The following is a 15,280-nucleotide window of genomic DNA, read 5'->3' as shown; positions in this document are numbered from 1 at the left end:
ATTACCAAGAAAGCACTGTGATAGTAGATTATTCAAAGAATATTAACTTGTACCAATTTGTAGAATCCGACTCCAAGAAATAGGGGGTTAGACCATATTTATGTCGTTATTAACGAACAGAATCTCTGCTCTTTTTAACCTCTCAAATATCAACTCTCCGTCTTGTTGTCCTATTCTTATGAAATCCATGTGTTCTCTTGTCTCGGTAAAATGACGCCCAACACATAAATATGAGAAAATAATGTCGTACTTTTTGTATTTATTAGCACTTTATGTTTATTCTATTAGATTTTGCAAGTCGTACTTTTCTGTTATTGACACAAATCATTCATCTGATCGGTGACCTCCGCTATCGTCAGTTTACCAACCGCGCGGCGACCGCTGGTGATGAATAATCAAGCAAGTCTCTGACTTGCCAAGCAGGCACTATCCCACGGTTTCAAACGGAAGACAGCGAATTTTTTACGCATATCCCAAATTACCCCCTCACTTAAACATCTTTCCCAGCTGCCGGTACCCTTCCTCATTGGGGTGGAGGCCGTCGGAAAAGAGGGATTCGTCGAGGCTGCCGTCGGGTTTGAGCAGTACCTTTCCGGCGTCGAGGTACTTCACGCCCGTTTGCTGGGCTAGTTGGGCCAGCTTTGTATTCAGCTCCCGTACGCGTTTTTCTTCCTGGCGGCGGGGGTAGATGCCCACCATCGTAAGGGTACTGGTGGGCTGCCGCTGCCGGATGCCCTCGATCAGGAGCCGCCAGCCCGCCAGGATTTCCTCGTCGGAGTTGAGGTGCAGGTTGTTGGTGCCAATCATGACGTAGATCTGCCGGGCCGCGTAGCCGTCGAGCTCGCCGTGGTAGACGCGCCAAAGTACGTTCTCGAGGCGGTCCCAGCCGTAGCCCAGGTTGCGCACGCCCGTGCGGCCAAAGGTACTTTCAAAGGAGTCGGCACCCCGGCGCGTGTGCGCCCGCGGCTCGCCACCCCAGAAGTGCGTGATGGAGTTGCCGATGAGTACCACCTGCGGCGGGTCCTGCTGGTTGAGGGTTAGGATCTGGCGGTGGCGCTCCTCCCAGTCGTAGCGGGCCAGCTCGCGCAGCTGCGGACGAGGCTGGGTGGTAGAAAAGGTACCAATGGGCTCGTGCAGGATGTCGCGCAGGTACTTTTCGTAGCCTTCGGCGTAGCGCATCATGCCCAGGTCGTTGGGGTGGGTGCCGTCTACCATGGTTTCGATGTCCTGCCCAAAGGCCACCTTCGGGATCAGGTACAGGCCCTGGACGCCCTCGGCCCGCAGCTGCGCGAAGGCCGCCTGAAGTACCTTGTTGGCGTTCACGGAGAGCCGTCGGCTGGTTGCATTGAGGGCTTCGTCGGTGTAGCCCGCGTGTTCGGCCAGGACAATGGGCGTAGTCGGGCGTTTTTGCCGTAGGTACCTGACCGTTTCCAGTACTCGATTATGTACCTTTTGGGGGAAAGTATCGGCCATGGGCGTTAGGTTGGGCAGGCAATCCAGCACGTACGCCTTTGTCTCAATTTCGCCGAGCAACGTATACACTTCCTTCTCCAGCCGCCCGTTGCCCGAAAAGCCCAGGTTGATGAGCGGGTGGTCCAGCTTACGACCCAGAATGGCCGTCCAGGCCAGGCCCGGCCGCGAGGCGCAGGCCCCCTGCATGATAGACGTACCGTAGACCACGACGGGCTGGTCGGGCCTTACGGGCAAGGGCGTAAAGAGGGTACTTTCGGGGGTACCTATTTCGAGCCACTTAACGCCGTTGTAGAGGGGTAGGTACAGCCGGTACTCGCGGCCAAGTGGGTGGTAGGTGTCGGTGGGTTCGAGGTTGCGGAAGGTGTACTCGATGGTGTCGGCAAAGGCGTACTTACCCGCGCACCAGCGCCAGTCGCCGTCGCTGGAAATGGCGTACAGATCCAGGCCGCTCACGCCCGTGGCGGGCATGTGGGGCAGCCCCTGGCGGCTCGTGGTAGTGACGTACCGTACCTTGATCTGGCTGGCGTTGGACCGAAACCGGAGCATCAGTCCGGCGCTTTGGGTGGATAAATCCCAGACGGGCTTACGTACCTCAGCCTCGGCGCGGGCGGGCAGGCGGTCGAAGTAGGCTTTGACTTCCTGCGGCCAGGCTTGCCCCTCCAGTACGGGAAAGGTACTTTGGACAGGATTCCACCAGCGGAGCGTATCCTGGGCGGGAGCTACGAAAGGGGATAGGCTAAGAACGAGGAGGGTAAAGGTACTTTGAATCCAATTTTTCATACTATAAAACGCGCGCAAAAGGTACTTTGTAAAAGGCGGAACAGGGGTACTTTATACCAATTTTTTCAGCGAAAGAATACAGCCCAAATGCAGCCCCTCGTGTACGTTGTTGAAGAGCATGGCGTCTTCGATGGACTCCAGCTGCGCCCCATAGCTGACCGTGTAGGGCTGAAACGTACCGAAGCAGCCTTTCTGATAATCCTGCTCGGCCACGCCGATAAGCTCCATGAGCTGGCTTTTCAGGGCCGCAATTTCGTCGGTCGAGGCGGTTTGTTCCGGGCGGGTACCCCGGCGGTAGCGGTCTACCCAGTCTTTGCTCACCAGTAGCTCCAGGCCCGACAAGCGGTAGAAGATTACCTGCTGCGTCACGACCAGGTGGCCTACGTTCCAGATGATGTTGTTGTTGAAGCCCGCCGGGGTAAGGTTGAGCTGCTCGTCGCTGAGTGTTTCGATGGCGCGCAGGATGTTGGTCCGGGTGGCGCGTAGGAGTTCAAATGGCTTGGTCATGAGGTACGGTAAGTAGGAAGGTGGGGTAAAGAAGTAAAGATGGGAAAGATCTGCTGGGATGCCAAGCGCCCAAGTACCTAGCCCGATTATTTTTTGCGTGCGGCAATCCTAGCCCAGGCTTTCGGCGTAAGTGGAGCTGTGTAGATCGATCACACGCCAGCTTACTTTTATTCAAAAACTAAACGAGAATCAACCAAGATGAAAATGTTCAAACTAATGGTGTCGTGCCTGGCTCTGCTCAGCCTGACCCCGGCCATAGCGCAGGAAAAAACCGTCATGGTGGGCGGAGCGGCCATGTACCCCTCGAAAAATATCGTCGAGAATGCTGTCAACTCCAAAGACCACACCACGCTGGTAGCGGCGGTGAAGGCGGGAGAACTGGTGGAGACTCTCTCGGGAGCGGGCCCGTTCACGGTATTTGCACCCACCAATAAAGCCTTTGACAAACTACCCGCCGGAACGGTGGAAACCCTCGTGAAGCCCGAAAACAAAGGTACTTTGCAGGGAATCCTGACCTACCACGTAGTGCCGGGCCGCCTCAGCGCGGATGATTTGATGAAAAAAATCAAAGCCGACGGCGGCCAAACGACCCTCACTACCGCCGCCGGAAGTACCTTGACGGCCTCCATGAAGGGCAAAAAGGTGGTGATCATGGATGCCAACGGAGGTACTTCAACGGTGACCACCGCCGATGTGTTCCAGTCTAATGGAGTGATTCACGTGGTGGATGGGGTACTTTTACCCAAATGAGGTCGTTGACCTTTTGCTGGTAAATAGAAGAACGAAGGCAGGCTATCGGAACGGTGGCCTGCCTTCGTTGGTAGGTACTTAGAAGCGGTTTGAGTTAGTTTCTTCAAGCTGCAACTTTGTCTTTTCGGCTGCAACATCAGTACTTTTTCAACCCGTAGCTTCCAGCTACGCGTCGAAAAAGTGCCTCATTTCGCTCGAAAATCCTTCGTTTCGCCATTGAATTAATAACTCAAACCGCTTCTTGGCGGTTTGTTGGTTTTGAAGTAGTAGAATACCTATATTCCTGGGTTTTTATTTTTGAAAATGACTTAATTCCGAAAGCCTATGAAACCAACCCGCCGAACGTTTATTAAGGGAATCGCGGCCGGCTCGGCTTTACTCGCTACCGAGAGTATCGCCCGTCCGTTTTCGATTATCCCGAACCTCGCCCGCCAAAGCCCCAACGACAAGATCCGCATCGCGACCATCGGGATGGGTATCCAGGGGCACTACGATACCAAAGCCGCCCTGCGCTCCACACCCGGCACCGAGCTGGTTGCCGTGGCCGACCTCTACGACGGCCGCCTCAAGCAGGCCAGGGAAGTGTTTGGGAAAAACCTCTTTGCCAGCCGCGACTACCGCGAAGTACTGGCCCGCCCCGACGTGGACGCCGTGCTGATCGTGACCTCCGACCACTGGCACGACCACATCACCAAAGACGCCCTCAAGGCGGGCAAACACGTGTACTGTGAAAAACCGATGGTACATCGCATCGACGAAGGACTGTCGGTGATCGACGCCTGGAAAAAATCCGGTAAAACCATGCAGGTAGGTAGCCAGCGCATCAGCTCGGCCTCGTTCAAGGAAGCCAAGCGCTTGCTGGAAGCCGGGGAAATCGGGGAGATCAACTACATCGAATCCAACAACGACCGCTTTAACGCCATCGGGGCCTGGAACTACTCCATCCCGCCGGATGCCTCGCCCTCGACCGTGGACTTTGACCGCTTCCTGGGCGATGCCCCCAAGGTACCTTTCGACGCCAAGCGGTTTTTTCGCTGGCGCAACTACCGCGACTACGGCACGGGCGTAGCCGGTGATTTGTTCGTGCACCTGATCACGGGCGCGCACTTCGTGACCAGCTCTCTGGGGCCGGAGCGGATCTTTTCGTCGGGCGGGCTCAGCTACTGGAAAGACGGCCGCGACGTACCCGACGTGCTGGTGTCGGTGCTGGAGTACCCCAAAACCAGTACCCACGCCAACTTCCAGATGGTACTTCGGGTCAATTTTGCCAACGCGGGCTCCATCACCAACAACACCCGGATCATCGGCACCGAGGGGCAGATTGAATTTACGGAAAACAACCTGCTGCTCACCAAGCGCAAACTACCCATCGCACCCGGCTACGGCAACTACGACAGTTTCTTTACGTTTCCCGAAGAGGTACAGAAGGAATTTGTGAAGCAGTACGACGTGCAGTACCCCCCCGATACCCGCAAGGCCGCGCCCGTGAAGGAAGTACGCTTCGAAGCACCCAAAGAGGACGACGCCCACGCCAACCACTTCAAGGATTTCTTCGAGAATATTCAGAAGGGGAGCGTAGGTACCATCGAAGACCCGGTGTTTGGCTTCCGGGCGGCGGCACCGGTACTGGCCTGTAACGAGAGCTACTTCGACAAAAAAGTAGTGTACTGGGACCCCGTGGCCATGAAGAAGAAAAAGAAATAAAAGTACCCCGCTCGGCACGAGCGGGGTACTTTTGATAAGCCCATAAAACAACGAAGGCCCCACATGGATGGGGCCTTCGCTTCAATCAGTGTATGATAAGTCTCGTTTATGCAAGCTTAACATTCACGGCATTAAGGCCTTTACGGCCTTCCTGTAGATCAAAGGTAACTTCGTCGTTCTCACGGACCTCATCTACAAGCCCTGAAATGTGTACGAAATAATCCTGTCCTGTTTTTGCATCCTTAATGAATCCGTAACCTTTTGAGTCATTAAAGAATTTTACTGTTCCTTCGTTCATGATATTTTATTATATATAATTTTTACAAATGTAGTAGATTAATATTGGTTTGCAATCTTTTTTGAGAAAAAGCTTCGAATGGGATAAAATAAAAAGCAGTGAACAGGAGAAGCAAACTAGCTTGCCGTCCGGGGCCGAACCCCCTGCATCAAAGAGTTATTGTATTCCTTTTCTTAGTTTACTGGCTTTCTTATACCTTTGCATTTTAGAAAGCCCATCCATGAACGAACAAATTCTTATCCTCGATTTTGGCTCGCAATATACCCAGTTAATTGCCCGACGTGTACGCGAGCTGGATGTTTACTGCGAAATCCATCCTTATAATCACATCCCCGAACTGACGCCCGACATCAAAGGGGTAATCCTATCCGGTAGTCCCTGCTCGGTGCGCGACCTGGAAGCGCCCCGGATCGACCTGGATCTCTTCCGCAAGCAGGTACCCGTGCTGGGTGTTTGCTACGGTGCCCAGCTGATGGCCCAGCTCCTGGGGGGCGATGTACTTCCCTCGGCCCACCGCGAGTACGGCCGCGCCCGGCTCGATGTAGTAGATGCCGACTCCTCCTTGCTGGCGGGCCTATCGGACGCATCGCAGGTGTGGATGTCACATGGCGATACTATAGGACGCATTCCGGACAATTTCAAGATCATCGCCTCTACGGAGTCAGTAGAGATCGCCGCTTTCAAGATTGCCGACGAGCTCACCTACGGCATTCAGTTTCACCCGGAAGTAACGCACTCCACCGAAGGCAAAAAGCTCCTGCATAACTTTGTGGTTGATATTTGCGGCTGCAAACAAACCTGGACGTCGGAGTCGTTTGCGGACATGACCATCCAGAGCCTCCGCCTGAAACTCGGTAACGACCGCGTCGTGATGGCGCTTTCGGGCGGGGTTGACTCCACCGTAGCTGCCACGCTGGTGCACCGGGCTATCGGCGACAACCTGTTCTGCATCTTTGTGGACAACGGGGTACTTCGCAAGGACGAATTCGAGCAGGTACTTCACTCCTACGAAGACATGGGCCTGAATATCAAAGGCGTTGACGCCAAGGCGCAGTTTTACGCCGCTCTGGCGGGGCTGTCGGAGCCAGAAGCCAAGCGAAAAGCCATTGGACGTACCTTCATTGAAGTGTTCGACCAGGAAGCGCACCTGATTCAGGACGTCAAGTGGCTGGGCCAGGGTACCATCTACCCGGACGTCATTGAGTCGGTGTCGGTCAAAGGGCCATCGGCCACCATCAAGTCCCACCACAATGTGGGCGGTTTGCCTGACTTCATGAAGCTGCGCATCGTGGAGCCGCTAAATACCTTATTCAAAGACGAAGTACGGGCCGTAGGGCGTACGCTGGGCGTTCCGGCCCATATTCTGAGTCGGCATCCGTTTCCGGGGCCGGGCCTGGCTATTCGTATTTTGGGGGAAGTGACGCCCGAGAAGGTGGCGATTTTGCAGGAGGTGGACGCGCTGTTTATCAACGGCCTGAAAAAGCGCGGCCTCTACGACGAGGTGTGGCAGGCGGGTACCATGCTGCTGCCCATCCAGAGCGTAGGCGTGATGGGCGACGAACGTACCTATGAGCAGGTGGTGGCGCTGCGGGCAGTTACGTCCGTAGACGGCATGACGGCCGACTGGGCCCACCTGCCGTACGACTTTCTGGCCGAGGTGTCCAACGACATCATCAACCGGGTGAAGGGCGTCAACCGCGTGGTGTACGATATTTCTTCCAAACCACCGGCAACCATCGAGTGGGAATAAAAAAAGAAGAGCGGATTCTGATGAACCCGCTCTTCTTTTTTTGACTTTGTTTTCGGCGCTAACTTCGTATCCGTCCGCTGATGAGGCTAATGACGAAAAGTACCAGGAACACAAAGAACAAGATCTTGGCTATTCCAGCCGCTCCGGCGGCGATACCACCAAATCCGAGAATACCGGCGATGATGGCGACTACGAGAAATATTACGGTCCATCTAAGCATGACTAATGTTCGTTTAGGAGTGAAACAATCGTATTATGCTTAAAGTATTTTAAAAGGTTGTGCCAGCCAACCAACCCTATTCTACGTACTATTTAAGCGTGTTTTCTCCTCAGAAGCGCATCAAAACGAAACAATAGGGGGTGAAAAATCCCCGATCTATGGTGCTTTTCTTGCTATTTTGGATACGAAGTACCTTATTTTGATTCCTGATCGCCTTATAAAGTACCTCCGTAGAAATGAGAAAAAGGGTACAAATAGCCGTCTGTACGGTTCTGAGCCTGTTCGCGGGCAGTGTAGCTTGGGCGCAAGGTAGCCCAACGACTACCACCCGGCTGACGCTAAATGCAGTAGACGAGCTGTCGGGTCAGGAGCTTGTCGCTGATTTTGAAGCCTACCTTCACAAAGCCGGCCAGCGCTACCAAGGTACCAGCCAGCCGGGAAGTACTCCTTTTTCCTTTTTAATAATAGAGTCGGATACGGTAACCATTCATACCAGCAGCGCCGGGTACTTTAGTATGGAGGAAATCGTGCTGGTACTTTGCGATACCTGCGGGTTTTATGCCTACACGGCTCGGCTGGAAAAGCAAGTCGATTCGGTATACAGTGAACTAAAGGTGCACGACGTCATTCAGTTGGATAAAATTTACTTTGATCAGAGCAGCTACTACCTACGCCCGGAGTCCCGGGAGGAACTTGAAAAAGTATACCGAACCCTGCGCGACCATCCCCGACTCAAGGTAGAGGTAGCGGGCCATACCGACAACGTGGGCGACGCGCGGCTGAACTTACTCTTGTCCGAGAATCGCGCTCGCGTCATTTATTATGATTTACTCAGAAAAAACATCGCCCCCGATCGGCTGCGGTTTCGGGGTTATGGACATACGAAGCCCCGCGCTCCTAACGACAGCGAGGAAAATAAAGCCAAAAACCGCCGGGTAGAGCTGGTGATTCTGGAAAACTGAAACCCAAAGCGAGGTACTTTTCATACCAGATTCTTTCTTTTGCCGTTTTGTCTACCGGTGCAGGTATTGTTTTTGGAAGAGGGAGAAGCACTATACACAATTAGCCATCACAACCATGCATTCATCCGTAGCAAAGTACCTTTTTGCCCTGGGCTTCTTCCTTTTGGTGGGCTCGGCGCAGGCGCAACGTTTCATCGGGATCGCCACGCAGTCCAACGCCGGCCTGCATTCTGTCTACCAGAACCCGGCCACGCTGGCCGACAGCCGCTACGCCTTTCGCTTTCACGTGGCTACCGCCGGGCTTCATCTGGATAATAACTACGTCCGCTACGCGGCTCCTTTTTCCATGATTGATCTGCTGCGGGGCAATAACCCCCGTAGCCTCGACCCTTACGACCTGGAGGAAATCCGGGATGGCAAACCCAAAAATGGTACCCTGAGCGCCGAGATACGCGGACCGGCCGTGGCGTTTCGACTGGGAGAGAAGACACAGGTTGCCCTCATGACCCGCGTGCGGAGTGGTTTTCAGATCACTAACGCTTCCGAACGGCTCCTCACGGTAGCGCGGCTGGGCCTTGCCAATGCCGAAAGTTACCAGGATCTGGGCTTTTTGGCGCTCTACGCTACCCAGACCGACAATGCCTTCAACGCCGTGACGCAGGCGTACTCGGAATGGGCGCTAGCGCTGGGCCAGGTACTTTCCGAAAGCGAGACGCACCGGCTCAAGGGCGGCGTAACCGTCAAGCGCCTCTTTGGCAACGCCGGGGGCTACGTCCAGAACCGAAGCCTCAACTACCAGCTTATTCCCGATCCGGAATCTCCCAACGGCGTGATGCTCCAGGTGGACCGCTTCGACGCAGACATGGGTTACACACAGGTGAATAACCGTTCTTTCCTTTCGCCCAAATGGCTTTTCGGACAAAATACCGTGGGGCAAGGCTGGGGCCTGGACCTGGGCCTTACCTACGAATGGCTGGCTCAGGATGGGGAGACGCCCGTGCTCCAGCTGGGGGCCTCGCTGACGGACCTGGGCAGAATCCGCTACGAAGGCTCCGCCGTAAGCGACTATACCATCCAGACAGGCGGGCAGCAAATGACCCAGGCTACCTGGGAAGGCTACACCACCCCGCAGGAAGGCGAAAGTACCCTGAGTGCCGTGGGCCGGATGCTGGAGCAGGAGTTTGGCCTGAACGAGACCAACCGCCAAAGCCAATTCACCATTGCTACGCCCAGAGCGCTTAATCTTAGCGCTGACCTGCGCCTGGCGGGAAATTTTTACGTCAATACGACTCTGGTGCAGGGATTCAAGCAGGCGCAGGCACCCGCCTGGCGGCAAACGTCGCTCTGGGCCGTGGCGCCCCGCTACGAGAGCCAGAAGCTGGGCGTAGTACTGCCCATCATACAGCAAAACGGAGCCTGGGCGGTAGGTACCTCGCTGCGGCTGGGGCCGGTGGTACTGGGCTCGGATAACCTGTTGGGGGTATTTGCCCGCAACGGCCGGATCAAAGCGCAGGGCGTAGACATCTACGCCGGGCTCAGCTTTGGCGTACGGGCTCGGTAAAGGTACTTTCGTCAAAGGGCTATGGCAAAAACTATTTTCCCGTACACGTTGCCCCTCCTGATCAGCGCCGTATTCGTAACCACGGCCGCCAGCGGCTGGATTGTGCTTACGCCACTCGTCATTTTTTTGCTCGGAAAAGCCACTCCCGCGGCTGGCGAATTCTCCGTACGGGAGGTGGTGGAAGCGTACGATTTCTTTCACCACAGCCGGGCCATGGCCCGTTTTAAAACCCTGAACGGAATCTTCTTCGTGGGGCTCAACGGCTGGTCGTTTTATTTCCTGGCTACCCACGCGCTGGCGGGCGGGTACTTGATCCTTTATATATATAGCCTGATTTTGCTCAATAGCAACTTCGCCATTTCGCTCGCCCACGACCTCATGCACTCGCCACGCCGGCCCGACCGCTGGCTGGCTACCGTTTTGCTGCTTCAAAATGGCTTTTTCTACCTCGAATCGGATCATCTCTACATTCACCACCGCCACGTCGGCACGGCCCAGGACCCCGCTTCGCCGCTGCTGGGGGAGTCGGTTTATAGGTACCTGCGCCGGTCGCTAGGGGCGCGAGCGCGTCTGATTTTTACCGATGGCGGGGTATTTCCGGCCCCAAAAAGTACCCGCATTGTGCGGCAAAATGTGGTTCGGTTAATGGCCTGCCTGGGGTACCTGGCGCTGGCTTTTTGGGCCGGGGCACGGGTAGGTACCTGGGTTGTTTTTCAGTTCCTGTTCGTGGTATTGATCTACGAATCCATTACCTACATCCAGCACTACGGGTTGCGGCGGAATCGCCTGGCGGCGGGCGGCTACGAGCCGGTGCAGTACCACCACGCCTGGAACAGCTTCTTCCGGCTCAACAACTACCTTTATTTCATGATGCCCGTACACTCCATCCATCACGTAGCGCGCCCCCAGCTGGCGCAGATTACCCACTTTGCCGGGCACCGCATGCCGCTCCCCTTTGCCCAAATGATGCTGACCGCTTACTGGCCGGCCCGTTGGTTTGCCCTCATGAACGAGCGGGTACTTCGATCGGGGCAGGCGGTCGATGAGCCAACTCCTGTTTTGTGACAAAGTGCAAAGCCGAGCCACGACCTATTGCCTCCTGGGCTTAACGCTTCTGTACCTGGGTACGGGTAGTTGCCTGGCTCAGTCCAGCTGGGAAGTACTTAAGCAGGTAGGTAAGCTGGCCACCCGCGCTTCGGAGCGCAACACTACTCGCCTTCCCGTGCTGGGAATGGAGGTAAATTGGCTCCGCGCCACCAGCGGCGAAAAACTCTGGCAGCGGGCTCACGGGCTGCCCAACCTGGGGCTTTCACTCGCCATCCGGAACGTGGGCAATCCCGCGCTGTACGGCTACGATGCCTCGCTGGTGCCTTTTCTGGAGTTCAACCTGCTGCGCCGCCCGCACACGGCAGTGCATGTACGGCACGGCACGGGCCTGGGGTACGTTACGCGGCGGCACGAGCCGAGCCGGAACCCCGACAACCAACTCCTAAGTACCCACCTCAATGCAGCTTCTTTTCTGAAAGTAGGCCTCGAAGCCCGGCTCGGGAAGTACCTACTGGCCGAGGGTGGTCTGGATCTCAGGCACTTGTCTAACGGAAATCTTTTTTTACCCAACCTGGGCCTCAATACCCTGGGCCTGTACGCGGGCTTGCAGTGGGCATCCGCTCCTGCTGCCCCTTCCCGGCCAGGTACCCTGGACCGCCGCCGAAGCCGGTGGGGGTGGAGCCCGAGCTTGGCGCTGGGCGTATCCCAGCAGAGAAAGGCCGGGCCGCACCAGTTCGACTGGCAGCTAAGTACCCTGGCGGTTTTTCAGCACGATTTGCGTTTTCGGGCCCTGGGCGGGGCGGAGGCACTTTTCCGGCAGGGGCAGCTGCGGCAGGTAGGTATCTTGCTGGGCGAAGAGGTACTTTTTGGGCGGCTGGGCGTAAGGTACCTGCTGGGCGGCTCCGTCTACAATGCCTTTGATACTGGTTTTCTGTACGAAAAAGTGGGCGTTGCCTACTACCCATTTCGGTTTAACAGCGAAGTACCCCAAGGCATGTACGTAGGTACTTCCATCAAAGCCTACGGGTTTCGGGCTTCCTTTGTTGAAGTCAGTGCGGGCTTTGTTTTTTGATCCGCCGGGGCCAGTCGCGGTTAGACGGGATGGGGCGGAGCCAGTAGCGGGCTCCCACCGCAAACGTAATGAAATCCGGAAAGCCAGGAATGGCGTTCAGCGTGAGGTCCACGTTAGGCGTAATTCGGTAGTCGTACTCCACTTCTCCGCCGTACCACACAAAGGCTTTTTGCCAGCGATCGGTACTGATCAGGTACTTGTTTTCCTGCCGGTATTCCGGAAAGCGGTGCCAGGTTTCCCGGTACACGAAGGTAGGTCCAAAGCCCAGCTCGAGGTAGTGGCGGTCGCCGTTGAGCAGATTGAGCCGAAACCCCAGGTGCGTGTGCCCCGCAAAGAGCTTGGCGCAGTCGGAGTACATGCCCTGCGCTATCTTTATCGAAATCCTTTTGCGATACAGGTAGTGCTGGTAGGAGCCAATAAAGCCCCAGTTGGCCACCAGCACGGCGCGGCTATCCAGCCGGTGGGGCATCAAAAAAGCCATCTCGCTGCCGTTGGGGTGTACCGTCCCGAACACAAACCGCAGCCCGACGTTCCCCTGAGCCCAGGAGCGGAACCCCATACCAAGTACCAGCATAAACAAAGAGCAATAAAAAAGGCGGCTTCGAAGGTACATAGGGCTACTTTTTGTCCTGGTGACGTGCGGCTAAGGGATTCATTTTCTCGAACCACAGCTTCGGAGCCAGCGCCAGGGCCACCATCACGAAGTACAGGTACGGGAGGCGGGGGCCCATCAGGTTTCGCGCTTTGCGCGCCGTAGGCAGGTGGTGCACCGAGTGGATGGGCAGCAGAAAAAGAATGTAATTGGTGTACTTGTAATAGCAGTTCCAGGCGTGTTCCAGCCGGATGGGCTCGCGCTTTCCGTTGGGTTCTATTTTTCGTTGCAAGCCATAGTGTTGGATGTAGTTGATGAGCTCATATAGTACATAGGATACGAACCCCTGCCCCACAAAAAAACCAAGGACCGCCAGTGGGCGCTGGGCGAAGAGCCAGATGCCCGCGTAGATCGTCAGCAGCGACAGCGCCATCACTACGTTGGCGAGTTTAATCTGGAAACGCATTTTGCGCGGAAGCGGGTAGGACGAAAAATAGCTGCACTTAAGCCGGAACCAGGCCGCTTTCCTGAAGTAAGTATAAAAGCTGTCGCCGAGCTTGGCCGTGGTTTCGTCCTCGCGCAGGCCGATCATCCGGTGGTGGCCGAAGAGGTGGTCGTTGGTGAAGTGGGGAATCCCAGCCACCAACAGCAGCAGACTAGCCAGGGACTGCTCCAGGTGCGTGTGCGAATGCAGCAGGTCGTGCGCTAGCGTTACCACGAAGCAACCCGTAAGTACCCCCACCGACACCGTGAAGCCCACCAGGTGCCAGGAACTGAGCCTTCCGCTATCGACGACGTACAGGTAAACCCCAAACACGCCCAGCAGGATAATGGCATTCAGGATTTTGACGAACCGCGCGCGGGTACTTTTGTAAAAGAAGTGAAGTTCAGCCCGGATTTCTTCGTTGGTGAACTCACCCCAAGCCCCGTTGAGTACGTTGGCCAGGAGCAGAATGAGGAAAAAATAGTAATAGTCCCAGTACCACGTCAGGTACAGGAACGTCAGAGAGAGCATGGAGGGAATGAGGTACTTGACACACTTCGCCATAGATGTTGCTGGGCTAGCTTCTACGCCTGGCCGCGCAAAGGCAACTACCAGGGGTAACAAGAGCAGCTATAAAAAACGTGCCAGGGGTACTTTTGGAAGAATTAATTTGATTTTATAAAGTACCCTTTGCGTACCTAAGTACCTCGGGCATAAAATAGGAAGTTTATAAATCCAATAACAAATGTGCGAGGCCAAAATACACGCCGTAACCGATCAGGTCATTGGCCGTGGTAATAAAAGGACCGGAAGCAACCGCCGGATTGATGCCCAGCTTGTCCAGCAGCAGCGGGGTAACGGTACCCATAAAGGAAGCCAGAAAAATAACCGAAATCAGCGCGGACGACACCACCACGGCCAGCTGCACTTCGTTGCCAATGAGGAGGTTGAAGCCAAAGACAATGCTGCTGATGATCAGTCCGTTGATGAAAGCCACCGCAAACATCCGCAGCAGCCGCTGCCAAACGCCCGCGTCCAGGCCCGACTTGTCGGCCAGGCTCTGCAAAATGATGGAGGAGGTCTGGATGCCCACGTTGCCGCCCGTGGAGCCGATGATGGGGATAAAGGCCGCCATCGCGGGTACGATGATCAGATCGTCTTCAAAAAAACTGATGAATTTGGCCGCCAAAATGCCCCCCATCATGCCCACCAGCAACCAGGGTAGGCGGGCGCGGGTTTGTTCCCAGACGGTATCGTCTTCTTCCACGTCGCCCGTGATCCCGGCCATCGCCAGCGTATCGGAGCTGGCCTGCTCGGTGATGACATCCACGATGTCGTCAATGGTGATGCGCCCCAGCAGCCGTCCCTGCACGTTCACGACGGGTAGCGCGTCCAGGTCATAGCGCTGCATGAGCTCGGCCACTTCCTCGGCGGGGCGGTAGGTTTCTACGTAGTGCATGTCCGAGTCGTAGAGGCTCTCAATCTTGGTATTTTTGTGCGCCAGAACAATTTTTTTCAAAGACAGCAGCCCCAGCAACCGGTCGTGATCATCGACTACGTACACCGCGTAGACCTTCTCCACGTCTTCGGCTTGCTTGCGTAGCTCCTCGATGCACTGGTTTACGGTCCAGTTGACGTTCGCCTTCACGAGCTCTTTCTGCATCAAACCCCCGGCCACGTCCTCGTCGTAGTGCAACAGATCCAGGATAAACCGTGCCTGTTCGCGGTCTTCCAGCAGCGCAATGACCTCCTCCCGCACGCGGATAGGCTGCTCGTTGAGCAAATCCACGGCGTCATCGGAGTCCAGGATATTCACGTAACGGGAAATTTCCTCCGAGGTAAATTCTTTCAGAAAGTCGCGCCGTTCGTTGGGGTCCAGATCGGCCAGGATCTTGGCGCCCAGTTTGGTGTCGAGCTGGTTGACGACGAAGCGGGCCTGTTCTGTCTCCAATTCGTAGAGGATACTCGTAATATCCTCCGGAAAAAGTTCTTTCAGCTCGGTACGGATGGCAGGCGCATTTTCCTGTTGTACCAGCTCCTTGATATGCTCGACAAATTCTTTGGTTAGCTCAAACGTCAT

Annotated in this window: 14 protein-coding genes; 7 read left to right on the top strand and 7 right to left on the bottom strand. The window is 55.6% G+C overall.

Annotated elements, in window-relative coordinates:
• Positions 1 to 486: 486 nt before the first annotated feature.
• Positions 487 to 2,253 (bottom strand): SGNH/GDSL hydrolase family protein, encoded by a 1,767-nt coding sequence (locus tag HNQ92_RS10040; protein ID WP_184173701.1) that lies wholly within the window; start codon positions 2,251 to 2,253, stop codon positions 487 to 489.
• A 51-nt stretch (positions 2,254 to 2,304) separates the two neighbouring features.
• A complete protein-coding gene (locus HNQ92_RS10035; RefSeq protein ID WP_184173699.1) occupies positions 2,305 to 2,760 on the bottom strand; it encodes a DinB family protein in 456 nt (151 codons plus the stop codon).
• Positions 2,761 to 2,958: 198 nt separating this feature from the next.
• Between HNQ92_RS10035 and HNQ92_RS10030 the strand changes: the two genes are divergently transcribed.
• Both HNQ92_RS10030 and HNQ92_RS10025 read left to right on the top strand, forming a co-directional pair.
• Complete coding sequence (locus tag HNQ92_RS10030) at positions 2,959 to 3,510, top strand: fasciclin domain-containing protein (protein ID WP_184173697.1); 552 nt, start codon at positions 2,959 to 2,961, stop codon at positions 3,508 to 3,510.
• 324 nt (positions 3,511 to 3,834) lie between these two features.
• Entirely contained in the window at positions 3,835 to 5,214 is a 1,380-nt protein-coding gene (locus HNQ92_RS10025; RefSeq protein ID WP_184173695.1) for a Gfo/Idh/MocA family protein, read from the top strand.
• Between the two features lie 106 nt (positions 5,215 to 5,320).
• Here the strand turns inward: HNQ92_RS10025 and HNQ92_RS10020 are convergent, their stop codons facing one another.
• Positions 5,321 to 5,512 (bottom strand): cold-shock protein, encoded by a 192-nt coding sequence (locus tag HNQ92_RS10020; protein WP_184173693.1) that lies wholly within the window; start codon positions 5,510 to 5,512, stop codon positions 5,321 to 5,323.
• A gap of 220 nt (positions 5,513 to 5,732) precedes the next feature.
• Here HNQ92_RS10020 and guaA point away from each other — a divergent pair, with 220 nt between their 5' ends.
• On the top strand, positions 5,733 to 7,262 hold the full coding sequence (gene guaA / locus HNQ92_RS10015; protein WP_184173691.1) for a glutamine-hydrolyzing GMP synthase: 1,530 nt from the start codon (positions 5,733 to 5,735) through the stop codon (positions 7,260 to 7,262).
• Between the two features lie 58 nt (positions 7,263 to 7,320).
• Here guaA and HNQ92_RS10010 read toward each other — a convergent pair whose 3' ends face one another.
• Positions 7,321 to 7,482 carry a DUF1328 family protein gene (locus HNQ92_RS10010; RefSeq protein ID WP_184173689.1) on the bottom strand — a complete coding sequence of 54 codons (162 nt, stop codon included), beginning with the start codon at positions 7,480 to 7,482 and terminating at the stop codon, positions 7,321 to 7,323.
• A 236-nt stretch (positions 7,483 to 7,718) separates the two neighbouring features.
• Between HNQ92_RS10010 and HNQ92_RS10005 the strand changes: the two genes are divergently transcribed.
• The 4 genes from HNQ92_RS10005 to HNQ92_RS09990 all read left to right on the top strand — a co-directional run bounded on the left by HNQ92_RS10005 (position 7,719) and on the right by HNQ92_RS09990 (position 12,124).
• Positions 7,719 to 8,444, top strand: a complete 726-nt coding sequence (locus HNQ92_RS10005; RefSeq protein WP_184173687.1) for an OmpA family protein — start codon at positions 7,719 to 7,721, stop codon at positions 8,442 to 8,444.
• Between the two features lie 115 nt (positions 8,445 to 8,559).
• Positions 8,560 to 10,005, top strand: a complete 1,446-nt coding sequence (locus HNQ92_RS10000) for a DUF5723 family protein (RefSeq protein ID WP_184173685.1) — start codon at positions 8,560 to 8,562, stop codon at positions 10,003 to 10,005.
• Between the two features lie 21 nt (positions 10,006 to 10,026).
• Positions 10,027 to 11,070 carry a fatty acid desaturase gene (locus HNQ92_RS09995; RefSeq protein WP_184173683.1) on the top strand — a complete coding sequence of 348 codons (1,044 nt, stop codon included), beginning with the start codon at positions 10,027 to 10,029 and terminating at the stop codon, positions 11,068 to 11,070.
• The gene (locus HNQ92_RS09990; protein WP_184173681.1) at positions 11,048 to 12,124 is read left to right on the top strand and encodes an acyloxyacyl hydrolase; all 1,077 of its coding nucleotides are present in this window, start codon (positions 11,048 to 11,050) and stop codon (positions 12,122 to 12,124) included. The genes HNQ92_RS09995 and HNQ92_RS09990 overlap by 23 nt, the downstream gene beginning before the upstream one ends.
• On the opposite strand, the gene HNQ92_RS09985 is transcribed toward HNQ92_RS09990, so the two are convergent.
• The 3 genes from HNQ92_RS09985 to mgtE form a co-directional block, all read right to left on the bottom strand.
• The gene (locus tag HNQ92_RS09985; RefSeq protein WP_184173678.1) at positions 12,102 to 12,737 is read right to left on the bottom strand and encodes a hypothetical protein; all 636 of its coding nucleotides are present in this window, start codon (positions 12,735 to 12,737) and stop codon (positions 12,102 to 12,104) included. The genes HNQ92_RS09990 and HNQ92_RS09985 overlap by 23 nt on opposite strands.
• A gap of 4 nt (positions 12,738 to 12,741) precedes the next feature.
• Positions 12,742 to 13,764, bottom strand: a complete 1,023-nt coding sequence (locus HNQ92_RS09980; RefSeq protein WP_184173676.1) for a fatty acid desaturase — start codon at positions 13,762 to 13,764, stop codon at positions 12,742 to 12,744.
• Positions 13,765 to 13,927: 163 nt separating this feature from the next.
• Positions 13,928 to 15,280 (bottom strand): magnesium transporter, encoded by a 1,353-nt coding sequence (gene mgtE / locus HNQ92_RS09975; protein WP_184173674.1) that lies wholly within the window; start codon positions 15,278 to 15,280, stop codon positions 13,928 to 13,930.

The organism is Rhabdobacter roseus, from assembly GCF_014202275.1.
Classification (GTDB): Bacteria; Bacteroidota; Bacteroidia; order Cytophagales; family Spirosomataceae; genus Rhabdobacter; species Rhabdobacter roseus.
The sequence above is the reverse complement of the archived record's forward strand: the minus strand, read 5'-3'. Positions and strand labels throughout refer to the sequence as shown.